The 17,601-nt window shown below is 68.0% G+C and carries 9 protein-coding genes and 1 pseudogene; 8 read left to right on the top strand and 2 right to left on the bottom strand.

Going from position 1 to position 17,601, the window contains the following annotated elements:
• Nucleotides 1-39: 39 nt before the first annotated feature.
• From drmD to WBQ80_RS15005, 7 genes are all read left to right on the top strand, one after another.
• Nucleotides 40-3,243 carry a DISARM system SNF2-like helicase DrmD gene (drmD, locus tag WBQ80_RS14975; RefSeq protein WP_336572256.1) on the top strand — a complete coding sequence of 1,068 codons (3,204 nt, stop codon included), beginning with the start codon at nucleotides 40-42 and terminating at the stop codon, nucleotides 3,241-3,243.
• On the top strand, nucleotides 3,233-7,264 hold the full coding sequence (locus WBQ80_RS14980) for a DNA methyltransferase (protein ID WP_337282594.1): 4,032 nt from the start codon (nucleotides 3,233-3,235) through the stop codon (nucleotides 7,262-7,264). Before drmD ends, WBQ80_RS14980 begins: the two co-directional genes overlap by 11 nt.
• Nucleotides 7,264-10,959, top strand: coding sequence for a DISARM system helicase DrmA (gene drmA, locus WBQ80_RS14985; RefSeq protein WP_336572255.1), 3,696 nt, complete (start codon nucleotides 7,264-7,266; stop codon nucleotides 10,957-10,959). Before WBQ80_RS14980 ends, drmA begins: the two co-directional genes overlap by 1 nt.
• A gap of 131 nt (nucleotides 10,960-11,090) precedes the next feature.
• Entirely contained in the window at nucleotides 11,091-13,076 is a 1,986-nt protein-coding gene (locus WBQ80_RS14990; protein ID WP_336572287.1) for a DUF1998 domain-containing protein, read from the top strand.
• A 1-nt stretch (nucleotide 13,077) separates the two neighbouring features.
• Entirely contained in the window at nucleotides 13,078-13,797 is a 720-nt protein-coding gene (gene drmC / locus WBQ80_RS14995; protein ID WP_336572254.1) for a DISARM system phospholipase D-like protein DrmC, read from the top strand.
• The gene (locus WBQ80_RS15000) at nucleotides 13,790-14,209 is read left to right on the top strand and encodes a very short patch repair endonuclease (RefSeq protein WP_336572253.1); all 420 of its coding nucleotides are present in this window, start codon (nucleotides 13,790-13,792) and stop codon (nucleotides 14,207-14,209) included. The genes drmC and WBQ80_RS15000 overlap by 8 nt, the downstream gene beginning before the upstream one ends.
• Nucleotides 14,206-15,096 carry an HNH endonuclease gene (locus WBQ80_RS15005; RefSeq protein ID WP_336572252.1) on the top strand — a complete coding sequence of 297 codons (891 nt, stop codon included), beginning with the start codon at nucleotides 14,206-14,208 and terminating at the stop codon, nucleotides 15,094-15,096. The genes WBQ80_RS15000 and WBQ80_RS15005 overlap by 4 nt, the downstream gene beginning before the upstream one ends.
• Nucleotides 15,097-15,139: 43 nt before the next feature.
• Here WBQ80_RS15005 and WBQ80_RS15010 read toward each other — a convergent pair whose 3' ends face one another.
• On the bottom strand, nucleotides 15,140-15,646 hold the full coding sequence (locus WBQ80_RS15010; protein WP_336572251.1) for a hypothetical protein: 507 nt from the start codon (nucleotides 15,644-15,646) through the stop codon (nucleotides 15,140-15,142).
• A 366-nt stretch (nucleotides 15,647-16,012) separates the two neighbouring features.
• Here WBQ80_RS15010 and WBQ80_RS15015 point away from each other — a divergent pair.
• Nucleotides 16,013-16,381, top strand: a pseudogene (locus WBQ80_RS15015) (Swt1 family HEPN domain-containing protein); the annotation flags it as partial.
• Nucleotides 16,382-16,708: 327 nt separating this feature from the next.
• Here WBQ80_RS15015 and WBQ80_RS15020 read toward each other — a convergent pair.
• On the bottom strand, nucleotides 16,709-17,536 hold the full coding sequence (locus tag WBQ80_RS15020; protein ID WP_337282600.1) for a hypothetical protein: 828 nt from the start codon (nucleotides 17,534-17,536) through the stop codon (nucleotides 16,709-16,711).
• Nucleotides 17,537-17,601 lie beyond the last annotated feature (65 nt).

A 17,601-nucleotide genomic window follows, 5' to 3' on the forward strand; every position in this document is an offset into this window, starting at 1 on the left:
ACCGAGCAACACCGCCCCCTACCGGCGAAGGAGCATCGCATGGAAGCGACTGTGGACACGACTTCGACCACGAGTCTCGAAGTACCCGAACCCGGACAGCTTGTGAACGTCCGGGGCGCCCGCTGGTCGGTGACGGATGTCTCGGCGCAGTCGCTCCCCCGCAGCAGCGCCGACGATGGCCGCGCCGAGCTCCAGCACGCGGTCACGATGCAGTCCGTCGAGGAGGAGCACTACGGCCGCGAGCTCACCGTGATCTGGGAGCTCGAGCCCGGCCGCAGCGTGGTGCGCGAGCAGGGCCTGCCCGAGACGATCCGCGCGGACCGGTTCGACGACCCGAAGACGTTCGCCGCGTACGTCGACGCGCTCCGCTGGGGCGCGCTGACGAGCGCGGACCCGAAGACGTTGCAGGCACCCTTCCGTTCCAGCGCGTCGGTCGAGGCCTACCAGCTCGAGCCTCTGCGGCGGGCGATCGACGCTCCGCGCGCGAACATGCTGCTCGCCGACGACGTCGGCCTGGGCAAGACGATCGAGGCGGGGCTCGTCATCCAGGAGCTGCTGCTCCGCCACCGCGCACGTTCGGTGATCGTGGTGTGCCCCGCGGGGCTGGTCATCAAGTGGCAGGAGGAGCTGCGCGACAAGTTCGGCCTGCATTTCGAGATCGTCAACTCCGAGACGATGAAGACCTTCCGCCGCACCTTCGGCGTGCACGCGAACCCCTTCAAGGTCTACCCGCGGGTGATCGTCTCGATGTCGTGGCTGCCGTCGCCGCGCGCCGAGCGCATGCTCGAAGAGGTGTACGCGAGCGTGAAAGACCAGAAGACCGCCGACCGCCGCGCCTTCGACATCCTCGTCGTCGACGAGGCGCATCACGTCGCGCCGGCGACGCCGAGCCGCGGCAACAGCGGCGCCGACACCCCGCGATACGCGATCGACAGCCAGCGCACGATCGCCGTGCGCCGGCTCGCCGAGCTCTGCGAGCACCGCCTGTTCCTCAGCGCGACGCCGCACAACGGCTACTCCGAGTCATTCACCGCGCTGCTCGAGATGATCGACCCGCAGCGGTTCGCCCGCGGTGCCGACCTCGACGAGGAGGCGCTGAAGCAGGTCGCCGTGCGCCGCCTGAAGCGCGACCTGCCGAGCGGCGAGTTCATGCTGCGCGAGGTGCGGTCGCTCATGTTCGAGCCGTCGGTGGACGAGGCCGACGCCTACGATCGCCTGATCGCGTTCACTCGGCGCCGCAACCAGGCGGTGAAGCGGGAGCGCGGCAAGCGCGCGTCCGACCTCGCGACGCTCATCCTCAAGAAGCGGTTCTTCTCGTCGCCGGTCGCGTTCGCGAGTACGGCCGAGGCATATCTCGCTGCGCGGGGCGAGGACGAGCTGCAGCTCCCCGACTACGACGACGTGCTCGGCGACGAGGCATCCGACGAGGAGGAGGGCCGCACCGAGCAGCCCGAGCTCGAGGCGCTGCGATCCGCGAAGCGCGCACAGGTCGCGCTGACCGACGAAGACAAGGAAGACCTGGAGCAACTCATCGCCTGGGGCAACCGGTACGAAGGCCGCCCCGACTCGAAGCTCGACGCGCTGCTCCGGCTCATCGAGGGCGAGCTGACGATCCCGGGCCTCGGGTGGGGCGACGAGCGCCTCGTCATCTTCACCGAGTACGTCTCGACGCTCGAGTGGCTGCGCGACGTGCTGGAGTCGCGCGGGTGGGGCGGCGACCGTCTCGCCATCATCGACGGTTCCACCGACGCCGAGACGCGAGAGGAGATCCGCGCGCGTTTCACCGCCTCACCGAAGGACGAACGGGTACGCATCCTCCTGGCGACGGATGCCGCGGGTGAAGGCATCGACCTGCAGACCTACTGCCACCGGTTGGTCAGCTTCGACATCCCGTTCAACCCGAACCGGCTCGAGCAGCGCATCGGCCGCATCGACCGCTTCGGTCAGAAGCACACCCCGCTCGTCTGGCACCCGCGCGCCGACAAGTCGAGCGACCGCGCGTACGCGAAGGACACCGACCTGCTCGCGCGCTTGGCGAGCAAGATCGCGAACTCGGAGCACGATGGCGTCTCGGCGAACGAGATCATCGCACCCGATCTGCAGCGCGAGCTGGGCTTCGGCGAGGGTCCGGCGCGCAAGGTGAAGACGGATGCCGGTGACCAGGTCATCAATCGCGTGCTGAACGCCGAGCAGAAGCAGCGCGCCGACCTGACCCGGCTCGCGGAACGCCTCGAGGGTTCGCGCGATCGGATGCATCTGCACGGCGGCAACCTGATGCGCGTGCTGGAGGAAGGTCTGCGCATATCGGGGCAGCCTCCTCTCGTCGAGGTCGACGACCCTCGTGAGGAAGCCGAGCTGTACCAGGTGCCGCCCGGCCTCTCGCGCACCTGGGTGCCGGCGCTCGCGGGCCTCGATACGCGTCTGGCACCCGGGGTGCTGCGCCCGATCACCTTCGACGAGGAGCGCGCCCGCCAGCAGTCGGACGTCGTGTACGCCCACCTGGGCCACCCGCTGATCCAGCGCGCGGCACGCGAACTCCGCGGCAAGGTGTGGTCACGCGACACCATCCGCGGCGTCAGTGCGGTCGTGGTCGACGGGCTCGATCAGTCGCTCGCTGCCGCCGTCGTGCGCCTCGTCCTCGTCGGCGAGGGCGGCACACGCTTGCACGAGGAGGTCTTCCTCGCGGGCACGCGAATCTCGAAGAACCAGGCGATCGGCATCGATCGCGCCGAGGCACTGCTGACGACGACGCTCGACGGGGCGCGACTCGCGGCACCGGGTCAGTCGACCCTCCAGCGTCTCGTCTCGCACTGGAACACCGACGCGGGCCACCCCGAAGGCATCGGCGCCCGGGTCGCTGACGCGGTCACGGACCGGGCCGAGCGACGGATGCGTCAGGTCGCGAACGACCTCCAGACTCGTCGCAACGCCGACCTCGCCGCCGTCGACCAGATCTTCGACCGGTTCCGCAGCACGCTCGAGGGCACCCTCGCGGCGGCCGAGGAGGCTCGGCGCGCGGGCGAGGACATGCTCTTCCAGCTCGCCGAGGAGAAACAGCAGCGCGAGAAGGACCTGGATCGGGTACGAAACCGCCTCTCGGCGCTCGACGGCGAACAGCACGATGAGCGCGAATCGATCGAACGCCGCTACCGCGACGTGCAAGCCCATACATTCGTGGCCGCGCTCGTGTTCGCTTTGACCCCTGAAGACGTCGAGAAGCTGGAGGCCGCCGGTGGCCGCTAGGACCCGCAAGCCCACTATTCCCGAATGGGAGTGGCTGTCGCTCATCGACGCCGACGGCCCGTTCCTGTCGAAGGCGGCGCTCAAGTCGTTCCACCCGTCGGGACTGCCCTCGGACATCAGCCCCGAACAGCGCGAGCTGTTCAAGGACGAGTTCACGCACTGGTTGGCAGCGTGGTCGTCGTCGCCGGACGAGTACACGGCCGCTCGCGATCGCTGGATCGAGGTCGTCCTGCGCGACCTGCTCGACTGGTCGGACGAACTGCGGACCACTCCCGCGGGCATCGAGGCGAAGTCGCCGAACGGGGCCGTGACGGTGAAGCCCTGGGCCGCGCTCGCCGGCGACGGCACAACACCGGCGGCGCTCGTCACCCTCGTCGACCGTACCGAGAACCTCCGTGAGGTCGGCACCGACGGATGGTCGGCGAACGCGATCGACCGTATGGCCGTGCTGCTCCGCGAGACCGGCACGACCATCGGCATCGTCACCGACGGCCGCTGGTGGGCGCTCGTCTCCGCGGCGAAGGACGTCACGACCGCGAGCGGCGTCTGGGACGCCCTGCTCTGGCGCGAAGAACCGCCGAGCCGCGACGCATTCCTCGCCCTCGCGAGCTTCACTTCCATCGCCGGGGGAAAGCCCGAGAAGCGCCTCCCGCTCCTCTTCGCCGAGTCCGTCGCGAGCGCCGAGCAGATCACGGAAGCGCTCGGCGACCAGGTGCGCCGAGCGGTCGAACTCGTGCTGCAGTCGATGTCCGACACGCACCTGCGCGCCCTCGCACAGGGTGACGCCTCGCCGCTGCCGGATGACCCGAAGCTCGTCTACGAAGGCGCGGTCACGGTACTGATGCGCATCGTATTCCTGCTCTTCGCCGAGGAGCGCGGCCTGCTCCCCGAGCACGACCTCTACCGCTCGTCGTACGCGATCGCGAACCTCCGAGCTGAACTGCAGGATCAGGCGACCGAGGCCGGCTCTCCTGAAGCACTCGACCACTCGTGGGAGGCGTGGCATCGCCTGCTCGCCGCCAGCAACGCGGTGTTCAACGGCGTCTCGTATCCCGATGCGCGGATGCCCGCCTACGGCGGTTCGCTCTTCGATCCGGACCGGTTCCCGTGGCTGCAGGCGACCGATGCGCAGGGCCGCTTGCAGGTGCGCGTCACCGATCGCGCGATGCTCGCCGTGCTCCGCGCGGTGCAGACGATCGAGGACGGCGCGATGCAGCTCTCGTTCCGCGACCTCGACGTCGAGCAGATCGGCTACGTCTACGAGGGCCTGCTCGGCTACTCGGCCGAGTACGCGCCCGAGGTGATCGTCGGGCTGCAGGGCAGGGCGGGGTTCGAGCCCGAGGTCCCGCTTCGTGAACTCGAGCAGCTGGCGACGGATGCCGCGAGCCCGAAGGACTTCGGCGAGAAGCTCGTCACGCATTTCAAGAAGACCCAGGAGCACGCGAAGTCGCGCACGGCTGGCCAGATCGCGAAGGCCTACGGCACGGTCGATCCGGATGCTGCGGCCGGCGCCCGTACCCGGCTCCGCCACGCGCTCGCCGGCGACGACAAGCTCGCCGCCAGGCTCGAACCGTTCCACGCGCTCATCCGCGACGACCTTCGCGGGTTCCCGTATGTCGTGCCCGCAGGCGGAGTCGTCATGACCGAGTCGTCGCAGCGCGCGAACACCGGCACGCACTACACGCCCCGGTCGCTCGCCGAAGAGGTCGTGCTGCACGCCCTCGAGCCGCTCGTCTACTCGCCCGGACCGCTCGACACCGAGAACTCCGACAAATGGGTGCTGAAGTCGTCGGCCGAGATCCTCGACCTCAAGGTCGCCGACATCGCCGCCGGCTCCGGCGCGTTCCTCGTCGCCGCGGCCCGCTACCTTGCCGACCGACTCATCGAGGCCCGTGCGAAGGAGCGCATCGACGTCAGCGCCGAGTCCGACCTGAAGCGCTGGGCCGTTCGTGAGATCGTCGCCCGCTGCCTCTACGGCGCCGACATCAACGGCATGGCGGTCGAGATGTGCAAGCTCTCGCTCTGGCTCATGTCGATGGACCCCGGCAAGCCGTTCTCGTTCGTCGACGACCGCGTCTTCCACGGCAACTCGCTGCTCGGCGTCACGACCGAGGCACAGCTCAAGGCGCAGCACGTCTACCCCAAGCAATCGATGAAGCGGCAGCTCGCTTCAGTCGACGTCGACAAGGACCTCGAGGATGCCGCGCGGCTGCGCCGCGAACTGGCCTCCGGGCAGGTGGACGACGCCGACCGCATGCGCTCGACCCGCGCGAAGCGCGCTCTGCTGGAACAGTCGAAGCAGGTCACCGCGAAGCTCCGGGACATCGCCGACGGCATCATCGCCGCGGGGCTGCTCGAGGGCGGTAAACCCGGTCGCAAGCTTGAGGAGCGCTACGACGAGCTCGCGGAAGCGCTGCGCGACGCCTACCCGGGGGAGGGGTCGACCGGCGACCGCCGCCGACTCGAGACGATCATCGACGCCGGGCTTAAACCCACCGTCGACACCGGGGAGGCACGCTGGAAGCCGCTGCACTGGATCCTCGAAGCACCCGACGTCCTGCACGACCACGGAGGCTTCGACGCGATCATCGGGAACCCTCCCTTCCTGGGTGGCCAGAAGATCACTGGAGGGATGGGCACGCCGGTCCGGGACTGGCTCGTGGAAGTCGTTGCAGGGGGGAGAAGCGGTAGCAGTGACCTTGTCGGCTACTTCTTCCTCCGTGCCGGCTCACTCGCCAACAACTCAGGCAGGATCGGACTGATTGCGACGAACTCGGTCGCTCAGGGAGCCACTCGGGAAGTCGGCCTCGATCAGCTTGTTGAGCGGGGCTGGCAGATTCAGCGGGCCGTCCAGAGCGCACCATGGCCGGCTCGCCATGCTGTGCTCGAGTATGCAGCGGTATGGAGTTCGCGCATCCGGCTCGCGGACTCCGTCCGTGCGGTCGCGGATGACGTACGGGTGGGCACTGTCTCTAGCATGCTTGAGCCTGAGGGTCGCGTAAGTGGCCGTCCAACCGCCCTCAGACAGAACTTGGGTATCGCATTCATGGGCGTCATTACGCGCGGGGCCGGATTCATCGTGGATGAATTCGACGCCGAGCGATTCAAGAGCGAACGCCGCTCGGCGGGGCGCATAATCCGTCCGTATCTCGGTGGTGAGGACATCGTCACCCAGCCCGATTCCTCCGCGACGCGATACGCGGTCGATTTCGGTGGAATGGCAGCCGCTGATGCCGCGGCCGCTGCCCCCCTCGCGTGGCAGCACATAGAGCGGTCAGTCCGTCCCATGCGCGTGGGTCTCGACCGGAAGAAGTACGAGCGGCTAGTCGAGCGCTGGTGGGAATTCGAGGCGCGGCGTCCGGGACTGTACTCCGCACTTGCGGAGCAGGGCGAAGCCATTGTTCTCGCCCGAGTGAGCAAGGCAGTGCTGCCCGTCCTTGTCCCTTCCGATCAGGTCTTCAGCGACCTGGTCATTGTGTTCGCATCCTCCAGTCCAGCTTTATTCGCGTTCCTCTCCTCCAACATCCACAACATCTGGGCAGTGACTTACTCGTCCACACTCGAGACGCGCGTGAGGTACACCGCAACTGATGTCTTCGAAACTCTCCCCCGCCCCGAGGACACCGACCGCATGCACGACGTCGGGGAGCAGCTTAACCGCGATCGGCGCGAGATCATGCTGCGCCGCCAGCTTGGTCTCACCGCGCTCTATAACCTCGTGAACTCTCCCGATGTGCAGGGCGATGCCGACGTCGATCTCATACGCTCGATCCACGTGCAGATCGATGAGGCCGTGATGGAAGCGTACGGCTCGACCGACGTCCCGCTGGAGCACGGATTCCACACCTACCGGCAGATGGAGCGGTGGACGGTGAGCCCGGCGGCCCGCGTCGAGATCCTCGACCGGCTGCTCGAGGAGAACCACCGACGCGCGGCGATCGAGGCGCAGCAGAATCCGCAGAAGGCGAAGCGCGGCAAGAGCCTCGAGGAGTCCGCGAAGCCCGAAGGAGCGATGTTCTGATGGCCGACGAGACTGCTGCCACGTCCGCGCAGGTGCGCGACGAGCTGCTCGACCTGCTCGGTCGCGATCTCGTCGGCCCGTGGGACGGACCCACCGAGACGATCGTCGGCACGCCGCGCGCCCGCTATCTCTCGGGCGCGCTCGCTCCCATCTCCCTGCTCGAGGGCGCCGAGTCGAGCACCGCCACCTCCACGGCGAAGCCGACCTCGCTCGACGAGGTGCGCAACGACGAGACGCTCGCTGTCACGGACCTCTCCGACGCGCACGAGGTGCAGGGCGTGCCGGTCGACGAAGACGAGTCAGTCGGAGAGGCATCCCCCTCCGAGCCTGACGAAGACCGAGGCCCGGAGTCGAAGATCATCGCACCGTCATCTATGGGCATCCGGTTCCAGGTCGCCGCCGACACCACTGCCCTGCGGTTCGTCGCGCGCTGGGGCAAGTACGCCGCACGCCGCGAAACCGATCCCGACACCGGGCGCGTGCAGATCTACTACGACCGCACTCCGCATGTGGCTCCAGTCGACGTTAACCTCGCCGCGATCCCGGGCGGCGGGTCGATGCGGACTGATCTCGGCGACGACGTCGCGATCTCCGTCGAAGTCTTCGAACACGAGGGCCGCCGCGTGGTCGAAGCTGCGCTGCTCAACACCGCCGTGACCGGCCGCGAGCTGCCGCCAAAGCTCTGGCTGTTCCAAGCCGAACTCGAAGCGACCGCGCTCGACGGGACATCCGCGATTTTCCTTCCCACGCGTGACGCGATCGAGCACGATCGCGAGTCTCGCGACCCGGAAGTTCGCCGGCTCGACCTGCTCTACCGCGACCGCCTCGAGTTCGCCGCGGGCCGTACGGCGTCCGCCACCTGGGACATCTCCGCTGACGATTCGCGCCGCGCGACCGCGGTGCGAACGACCTGGCTGCCGACCGCCGAGGTTCCGCAAACCCGCGCCCCCGAAGTCGACGGTGCCGTGCTGAGCATGCGTGCGCTCATGGAGGCCTCCGCTGACGAGCTCATCGCCGGATTGCAGCCGATCGTCGACGCCTACTCCGTGTGGCTCGACGAACAGGAAGCGGCGAATTCCGATCTCCCCGCCTGGCTGCAGACGCAGGGCGAGATCGGCATCGCCGATGGCCGGGCCGCGCTGAAGCGCCTCGGAAAGGGGCTCGAGCTGCTCGCCGCGAGCGACGAAGCGCGCAAGGCGTTCTGGTTCATGAACCGCACGATGCGCGACCAGCGTCTGCGCTCGCAGGTCGCGGCGCTCCGCATCGAGCAGCCCGCGCTCAAGATCGCCGAGGCGGTCGACCAGATCGACGCCCGCGGCGACAGGGCGGCGTCATGGCGCGCGTTCCAGCTCGCGTTCATCCTCATGCAGCTGCCGTCGGTGGTCGACCCGACGCACAAGCGACGGTCATCGGACTTCCCGCGGGCGGAGCTGCTGTTCTTCCCGACCGGTGGTGGCAAGACCGAGGCGTATCTCGGGCTTGCGGCATTCACCTTCGGCATCCGCCGTCTGCAGGGTCAGGTCGAGACGCCCGAGGGCATGCTGAACGGCGGCGATGGCGTCGCCGTGCTCATGCGGTACACGCTGCGGCTGCTCACCTCGCAGCAGTTCATCCGTGCGACCACGCTGCTCTGCGCGGCCGAGCTCGTGCGCCGCGAAGACCCCGCGACGTGGGGGTCGGTGCCGTTCCGCATCGGCTTGTGGGTCGGTTCGAGCGTGAGCCCGAAGCGATTCGCCGAAGCCGCCGAGCAGGTGAAGGACGTCCGCGACAGCGAGGGCACGTCCGCCTACGGGCTCTCGGTGCTGCAGTTCGACCACTGCCCGTGGTGCGGCACCGCGATCAACGGCAAGAGCAACGTCGAGGCCGATGACGTCGAGAAACGCATCCGCGTCTATTGCGGCGACAAGCGGGCAGCATGCCCGTTCGCCGCCGGCGGATCGGCAGACGAGGGGCTGCCCGTGCTCACGGTCGACGACGAGATCTACCGGCATCCGCCGACCTTCCTGCTCGCAACGGTCGACAAGTTCGCCCGCCTCGCGCGCGAGGGCGAAGCCGCGAGCCTGTTCGGCTACGTCTCGAAGAAGTGCCCGCGGCACGGCTACAAGCACGCCGACACCGACGCGAGCGTGTGCGGCGCCGAGCACCACAACGCGACGAAGAGGAACGGGCGACCGTACGGCGCAACGCAGGTCACCGCGGTCGGCCGGCTCCGGCCGCCCGACCTGATCATCCAGGACGAGCTCCACCTCATCACCGGCGCCCTCGGCACGGCGGTCGGGCTCTTCGAGGGCGCGATCGACGTGCTCTCGAGCTGGGAGCTCGGAGACGAGGCATCCGCGAAGCCCGTGAAGCCGCTCGTCATCGCCTCGACCGCGACTGTGCGCCGCGCCGGCGACCAGGTGCAGAAGCTCTACGCGCGCGACGTCGAGGTGTTCCCGCCGCAGGTGCTCACCGTGAGCGACACGTTCTTCTCGAAGGAGGTGCCGCTCGAGCAGGAGCCCGGCCGGCTCTACCTCGGCGTGTGCCTGCACGGCGCCAGGCTCACGCTCGCGGAGATCCGCCTGAGCGAGATCCTGCTGCTCGCCGGTCAGAAGCTGTTCGACGCGCACGGCGCGGCCGCCGAGCCGTACCTCACGCTCGTGGACTACTTCTCCGCCACCCGCGAGCTGGCCGGCATGCGGCGGTACCTCGAGGACGACGTCACGACACGAGTGAGCAATCCCGACAAGTCGACCGGCTACCCGCGACGCCGCACGCCCCTGCGTCTCGGCGAGCTCACGTCGCGCATCTCGTCGTCGGAGATCGGGCGCACGCTGACGCACCTCGCGTCGCCGTTCGACGCGTCGCTCGATTCCACCGCCGGGCGTGCCGTCATCGCCGCCAAGCTGAAAGCCGGCGAGAAGCTGCCCGATCGGGAGCTGCCATTCGACGTCGTGCTCGCGACCTCGATGCTGCAGGTCGGCGTCGACGTCCCCCGCCTCGGCCTCATGCTCATCGTGGGGCAGCCGAAGAACACCGCCGAGTACATCCAGGCGTCGTCGCGCGTCGGCCGCGAGGCATCCAAACCCGGGCTGGTCGTCACGCTCGCGAACCGATCGCGCCCACGCGACATGGCCCATTACGAGCAGTTCGAGCACTACCACGACACGTTCTACGCCAACGTCGAAGCCCTGTCGGTGACGCCGTTCTCCGAGGCATCCATGGAGCGCGGACTGACCGGACTCATCGTGTCGGCCGCCCGCGTGATCGACGCGACGGTGGCGACGGATGTCTCGCTCTCGCCCGACTCGACGACCGGAGCCGGTCACGTCGTGCCGCGGCGCCCCGCTCTCGACGCGCTCGTCGCGAAGCTCGTCGCCCGCGTCGCGCAGGCCGGTGGCGACGAGGCTGCGAAGCTCGCGCACAGCAAGCTCGTGTTCCGCCTCGACGAGTGGACCGAACGCAGCGATGCCCAGGGAGGTGCGCTGACATACGCACGCAAGACGCTGCCGAAGCAGATGGTGGCGCCGCTGCTGGTGAGTCCCGAGGACTCGATCGGCGAGGAGGGCAACCGGATCTTCCAGGTCGCGAACTCGATGCGCGAGGTGCAGCCCGAGATCGACCTGCTCGTCTCGCCGTTCCCGGACAAGCTCGCCGAGCCGGTCGGCGCGGCGACGCCGAAGTGGACGTTCACCCCGAAGAAGGACGCGAAGTGACCGACGAGACGACGCCCGAGACATCCGCGCTCGCTGCCGAGGTCACTGCGGCGACTGCGTCCGCGGGTGACACGGCCGAGGCATCCGTCGGGGTCGCCGGTGATGTCGCCGACCCGTTCCTCGACGGCGCGCTGAAGCCGAAGAACCGGGCGCGCGTCGGGTCCATCCGGCCGAGCGCGATGCTCTACACCTCGGGCATCGGCGCGACCGTCGACCTGCCGCACCTCTCCGTCATGCCCCAGGGCATCGACGCATGGGACAAGGCGTACGCGCGGATGGGCGGCGAGCCGTCGCTCGTGCTCGTGCCGCGACTGCTCGAAGCGGTACGGCGACAGCCCGGATTCGACAAGGTGGGCGAGCTCCGGCAGCCTCCGTGGCTGCCCGACGAGCTCGGTGGCGACACCACGCCGATCGGCATCCCGACCCGGGTGTTCCCGCAGTGGCTCCGCTGCACCGGGTGCGACCTGCTCGCGCCGGTCTCGGCGAAGGTGTTCGAGTTCGAGAACACGCGCAAGCACCGCCCCGACATGGCTCGCTTCGTGCACCGCAAGTGCAAGGGGCGGTTCAAGGGCGATGGGCGCGACCGCGTCGCCGTGCCAGCGCGCTACCTGATCGCGTGCACGAACGGGCACCTCGACGAGTTCCCCTACAACGACTGGGTGCACGGCGCCGACGGCAACCGCAAGGAGTGCGTCGCGAACCCGATGCTGCGGATGCGGGAATGGCGCTCGAACCTCGGCCCGCAGGTGTCGATCGTCTGCGTTCAGTGCGAGTCGTCGCGCAACATCGCCGAGATCACCCGTGCTGGCGGCGAGGCGTCCCTGCCGCTGTGTCGCGGCCGGCACCCGCACCTGCCGACCTTCGCGCCGGCCGACAAGCCGTGCCAGGGCGAGGTGCGACTGATGCTGCTGGGGGCGGCCAACCAGTGGTTCCCGACGACGATCAGCGTGCTCGTGCTGCCGTCGCGCAAGGAGCCGAAGCCTGCCGACACAGTCGACGAGGTGATGGGACTGCCGCCCGCGCAGCTCGCGAAGATCACGTCGCTGGCGTCCGTCACTCAATGGCGGCAGTTCGCGCCGGAGCACCTGGTGGCGAAGTTCACGGGAATCTCGGATGAGGAGCTCTGGCAAGCGATCCAGATCGCCCGTGGAGATCTACCGCCGCTGGTCCCGGCGCCATCCGGCCCCACCGGCTACGACCCGAACTACCTGCTGGTACCCGAGTGGTCCACGCTCACCCATCCCGACGAGTTCCTGACCGAAGACCGCCGCAACGGCTTCAAGGTGCATCAGGTTCCTGTGGCCGCGTCATTGGCGCCCGCGGTGCAGGAGGTTACGGCGGTCGATCGAATCCGCAAGGCGAACGCGTTCGTCGGGTTCACCCGAATCGACGCGCAGGACCGCGTGGGCGACGATGCAGCGCGCGTCGCCCCGATCTCGATCTCGGGCAAGCCGAAGTGGGCGCCCGCGACCGAGGACCGCGGCGAAGGCGTGTTCCTCCGGTTCTCCGAAGACGTCGTCACGTCGTGGGAGGCACCGGTGCTCGACTCGGACGTCTGGGCTGCCCACGTCGCCGCCCATGAACGCAATCTCGCCCGCCGCCAGAGTCGCACGGCAGCCGAGCTTGACGCGGACGAGCGGATGCCACCTCCACGGTATTGGGCGCTGCACACCCTCTCGCACCTGCTGATCCGCGAGATGGCGATGTCGAGCGGCTACGGTTCGGCGTCGCTCTCGGAACGGATCTACGCCTGGCGGGAGGGAGACGACAGGGAACCAGCCGCGGGGATACTCATCACGACCACATCGCCCGACAGCGAGGGCACTCTCGGCGGACTCGTCGACCTGGCGCGCACCGAACGGCTGGAAGAGGTGATGCTCGAGGCGCTGCACCGCGCGGAGCGCTGCTCTTCCGACCCGATCTGCGCCCACCGCGTGCCCCGCGATCAGGAGGATTTCCTGCACGGAGCCGCCTGCCACTTCTGCGCGTTCCTGTCGGAGACCTCGTGCGAGCGGGCGAACCGCTTCCTCGACCGTCGGTTCGTGCTCGACCTGCACGAGGGCTCGCACGGCCTCGCGCCGCTGCTCGCGGGCATCAAGATCGGCGCGGTGGCCTGAGATGACCGCAGCGCTCGAAGCCCTGGCACGCACCGTGTCGCCGTCGAAAGCGCTCGCACTCGCCTCGAGCCTGGAGATCGACGGCAGCTTGGCCAAAGCGGCATCCAAGCTTCCGGATGGGGCCGCGCAGGCGCTCCTCGCGGAATGCCACGCCGCCCTCGGCGCCGACCACCTCGCCGCCGTTCTGCGCGGCTTCGCCGCCGCCGCCAAGGCGAATGGCACGGATCTTCGGGCGGTGTGGAGCGGACCGACGTTCCCCGGCGACGGCGATCACACGACCGCTGCGCTCGCCCACCTGATCGACGAGGCGACGGAGGATGTCTTCGCGTCGACGTACTCGGCGAGCCCGACGTCGCTCTACCTCGTCGCGCTCTGGAAGGCGGTCGCGAGAGGTGTGAAGACGACCATGCTCGTCGACCCGAAGATGAACGGCGGCAAGACCGCGGGCTGGCTGCAGGAGAAGCTCGTCGGCGCTCGCTTCCTCGGGTTCAAGCCGGGCCCGAACGGAGGCATCCAGCACTCGAAGGTCGTCATCGTCGACTCGCGAATCGCCTTCATCACCAGCGCGAACCTCTCCGAAGCCGCCCACGAGAAGAACCTCGAAACCGGCGTGATCATCCGCGACCCCGAGTTCGCGTCGGGGCTCCGTCAGCGCTTCTCGGCCCTGCTCAGCGAAGGCCACCTCTACCCGCTCGACCCGCCGAAGGCACCGGATGCCTGAATCCTGGGCAACCTCGGAGGGCACGCGGAAGTCGATGCTCGCCAACAAGCGCCGCGACACTTCGACCGAGCTCGCCGTGCGCCGGCTGCTTCACGCGCAGGGCCTCCGCTACCGCGTGGACTATCCGCCCGTTCCTGGACTGCGCCGCCGAGCCGACATCGTCTTCACCCGCGCGCGGATCGCCGTGTTCATCGACGGCTGCTTCTGGCACGGCTGCCCCGTGCACGCGACGTCGCCGAAGCGCAACAGCGACTACTGGGGCCCGAAGCTCGCCGCGAACATCGAGCGCGATGCCGATACGAACGCGCAACTAGAGGCAGCGGGATGGCGGGCGCTCCGGTTCTGGGAGCACGAAGCGCCGGAGGACGTGGCGCGTGCAATAGCTCAGGAGATCGAGAGGGAGAGTCGATGAGGATGCGATCCGAGAGCCAGCAGCGCGCAATCCGCGAGGACGTGTTCCGCTGGCTGGACGAGAAGCTCGGCGCTGGAGCATACGAGTTGAGCCGGGCGGAACTCGAGAGCTACGCCTTCGAGGGCGAACGCATCCCGCTGCTCGACACCGCTCGCGGCATCCGGAACCCGCGCGACTTCGATGCCACGCTCACCGTGATGACGAGCTCGAAGTCGCACGGATACGACGACGAGATCAGGCCAGACGGTCTGGTGCGCTACTCGTACCAGTCGAAGGACGGCGGCGACAACGTCAAGCTCAGGCGCACCTACGAGGACAATGAGCCGCTCGTCTACTTCCACGGCGTGCGGAGCGGCTACTTCGTCGCCTACTACCCGGTCTACATCGTCCACGACGACCCAGATCTGAGGAGCGTGTATCTCGCGCTGGACGAGACCTTCCGCTTCTTCGGCGATCCGCTCAACATGACCGGCGACGAGCGCAGCTACGCCGACCGCGTCGTTCGCGAGCGGCTGCACCAGCCGATCTTCCGCGCGCGGGTGCTCCGGGCGTACGGGGCGACCTGTTCGGTCTGCTCCTTGAAGCACGCGGAGCTCCTGGATGCCGCCCACATCGTCGCGGACGGCGTGCTGAGCGACCTCGCCCATGTGACCAATGGTCTGTCCCTCTGCAAGATCCACCACGCCGCGTACGACCACAACCTGCTCGGCATCTCTCCCGACTACGAGATCCGAATCGACCGCGACCTCCTCGACGAAGTCGACGGGCCGATGCTCCGATACGGGTTGCAGGACATGCACGGGCGACGACTAGCGCTGCCTCGCCGGCGGGCATCGTGGCCAGATCGGGATCGCCTCGCCCATCGATTCGATCGGTTCGCGGCTTGAACCAATCAAGCCGCGACCTGGAATCGGATTCCACGAGGCAGCTTCAAATCATGTCGAGTTCGTCAAGGCTCTCGGAATCGGTCAATGCCGCCTGATGAGCCAGGCACACGTAATGGGCGAAGATGCTCGCTTCGTAGTTTCCGCCGCTGAGCATGATGCTCACGCCCGACTCAGTGGTTGACCACTTCGTGAAGAAGGCCACATCACCACGCTCGACCGCGTAGCCCCAATTGTCCGGGCTATCGCGATAGAGGTCATCGTGCCATTCGACGTGACTTCCATCCGGCTCACCGTATTTCCGGGTGTAGAGCTCCACGAGTCGGTTGAAGTCGCGCACATATCTGTTCGGCGATGTGCGCTCCTCTCTGAATTGATATGAAGCGCTTGCGAGCTCTCCTTCGCGGAACTGATAGAAGGCTTCGGCGTCCATGGAGGCAACAATCACCTCATAGAGCAGCATCCCTTCAGCGTCGAGCTTCGGGTGGCCGATCTCGAGAGAGCGCACCTGCGCCTGAGTCATCCCCCAGGTCGCGTTTCGAAAGTCAGCCATACGCAAGAACATGGCACAACCCGTGCAGACCGCGCGCGCTGACAAGCCCCCCAGATTTGGGGCATCCGCGTATCTTGCGAAACGAGCAAGGTTGCGCTGAGCGGGCTCGGCCGCCGCCAAACCAGAACGCGCCCACCGTTCGCAAGCTGTGCGTGTCGTGCGGACGCGACACAGGAGCTCGTCGATCGGCCAGGTACGGGGCTCGACCGTCGGCGACCATGCTCCACCCCCGAATTGGGCACACGTGCAGTCCGAGCGCGTCACGATGATGTGATCTGGGCTGGCTAATCTCGGGAGGGCGTGCTCAATGTCGGTCGCTACCCCTAACGTGACCCGGCTAGCTACTGAGCATCGAGGAAGGCGAAGATGGACGACCCGAACCACCACTCCTCCGTGGGCGAGGCGCTGGGCGTCCTCATCGACGGCCTCAAGCCGTTCGTCGAGCGGGTGATGCGTGAGGCCGCCCCGGATGTCTCGGACTGGACGTCGATCATGCAACGCAAAGACAAGATGTCGGGCCGGCACAACCTGACCTATTCGAACCGCGACCTCTCGTTGATGCTCCGCGCCATGACCGAACGAATCGGCGAACTGGGTTTCCCCTTCGACCGGGCACTGTCTCGGCAAGGCACCAACTACGCGAGCGAACTCCGCGACGTCCGTAACAGGTGGGCGCACAACGAGGAGTTCTCGGCGCCGTCGGCCTACCGGGCAATGGACTCGATGGAGCTGCTGTTGCGGCTCATCGCAGCCGACGACGAGGCAGATCGCATCGCCGAGCTCAAAGCACCGCTGCTGCCCGTGCGACCGGCCGAGACAGGACCTGAATCGGATGCCGCGTCGATCGCGTTCGCACCCGGCCCCGCTCCCGCTCCCGCAACGCCGGAGAAGTTCACGGCATCGCCGGCTGGGGCTCCGTCGATCGCGATCAGTGCCATCCCGGTGCTGAGCTACCCGATGGCGTTGAGCCGGATCGCCGTCATCGACGAGATCTCGATCTCCGGCGTGCCCGTCGACCTGCGGGCTGCGTCGGTCGAGGTCGATGTGGTGAGCGTGACCGGGTCACTCGGCGATCCGAAGGTGCACTTGGTCGACCTCGAGGCCGGCGAGACCACGACGTTGCGCGATCTCGAACTCGTGCTCGACCCCACACGCATGCTCGAGGTCGACGTGCAGCAGCACGGGCGCATCCGCGCGACGCTTCGGGATGCCGCGGGCACGACGCTCAGCGAGACATCCGTCGACGTCGACATCCTCGCGGGCAACCAGTGGATCGCGAATCCGCTGCATCTCGGTCTTGAGCTCCTGGCGGCGCACGTACAGCCAAACTCGCCCGCGCTGAGTTCGCTCCTCGTCGAGGCATCCGATCGTGTGAAGGCCGACACCGGCCACGGCGACCTCGACGCGTACCAGAGCGAGAATCCGGTTCGGGTCGACGCGATCGTCACCGCCGTCTACGACGCGATGCGGGCCCGCGACATCCGCTATGCCGAGCCGCCCGCAAGCTGGGGTCAACGCGGCCAGCGCGTGCGCACGCCCGGCGAAGTGCTCGAGGAACGACTCGGCACCTGCCTCGACACCACCGTGACGATGGCTGCGGCGCTCGAACAACTCGGGATCAACACCACGCTCTGGCTGGCGAAGGGCCACGCGTTCCTCGGGTACTGGCGCTCTGACACCTCGCTCGGTGTCGTGGCGACTACAGACCCGATGGAGATCGCGAACCTCGTCGACCTCGGGCACATCGCGCTCGTCGAGACGACGATGCTCACCGGCGGCACCGACTCGCATTCCTTCGGCGAGGCGAACCGCGCACCCCGCACGCGGTTCCTCGACGGCGATCCCGAGGCGCTGCTTGGCGTGAGCGACGTCCGCGAGGCCCGCGGACATCGGATCTACCCGCTCCCGAGCCGCTCGGTCGCTGCCGACGGCACGACGACGATCACGACCTACCA

Source organism: Agromyces sp. CCNWLW213 (genome assembly GCF_037199545.1).
GTDB lineage: Bacteria > Actinomycetota > Actinomycetes > Actinomycetales > Microbacteriaceae > Agromyces.

What these genes read in the sequence shown, in the direction of transcription:
- drmD (WP_336572256.1), top strand. Translation starts at nt 40, where the DNA reads ATGGAAGCGACTGTGGACACGACTTCGACCACGAGTCTCGAAGTACCC.
- drmA (WP_336572255.1), top strand. Translation starts at nt 7,264, where the DNA reads ATGGCCGACGAGACTGCTGCCACGTCCGCGCAGGTGCGCGACGAGCTG.
- drmC (WP_336572254.1), top strand. Translation starts at nt 13,078, where the DNA reads ATGACCGCAGCGCTCGAAGCCCTGGCACGCACCGTGTCGCCGTCGAAA.
- WBQ80_RS15000 (WP_336572253.1), top strand. Translation starts at nt 13,790, where the DNA reads ATGCCTGAATCCTGGGCAACCTCGGAGGGCACGCGGAAGTCGATGCTC.
- WBQ80_RS15005 (WP_336572252.1), top strand. Translation starts at nt 14,206, where the DNA reads ATGAGGATGCGATCCGAGAGCCAGCAGCGCGCAATCCGCGAGGACGTG.
- WBQ80_RS15010 (WP_336572251.1), bottom strand. Translation starts at nt 15,646, where the DNA reads ATGGCTGACTTTCGAAACGCGACCTGGGGGATGACTCAGGCGCAGGTG.
- WBQ80_RS15020 (WP_337282600.1), bottom strand. Translation starts at nt 17,536, where the DNA reads ATGTCCGCGGGCCTCGCGGACGTCGCTCACGCCAAGCAGCGCCTCGGG.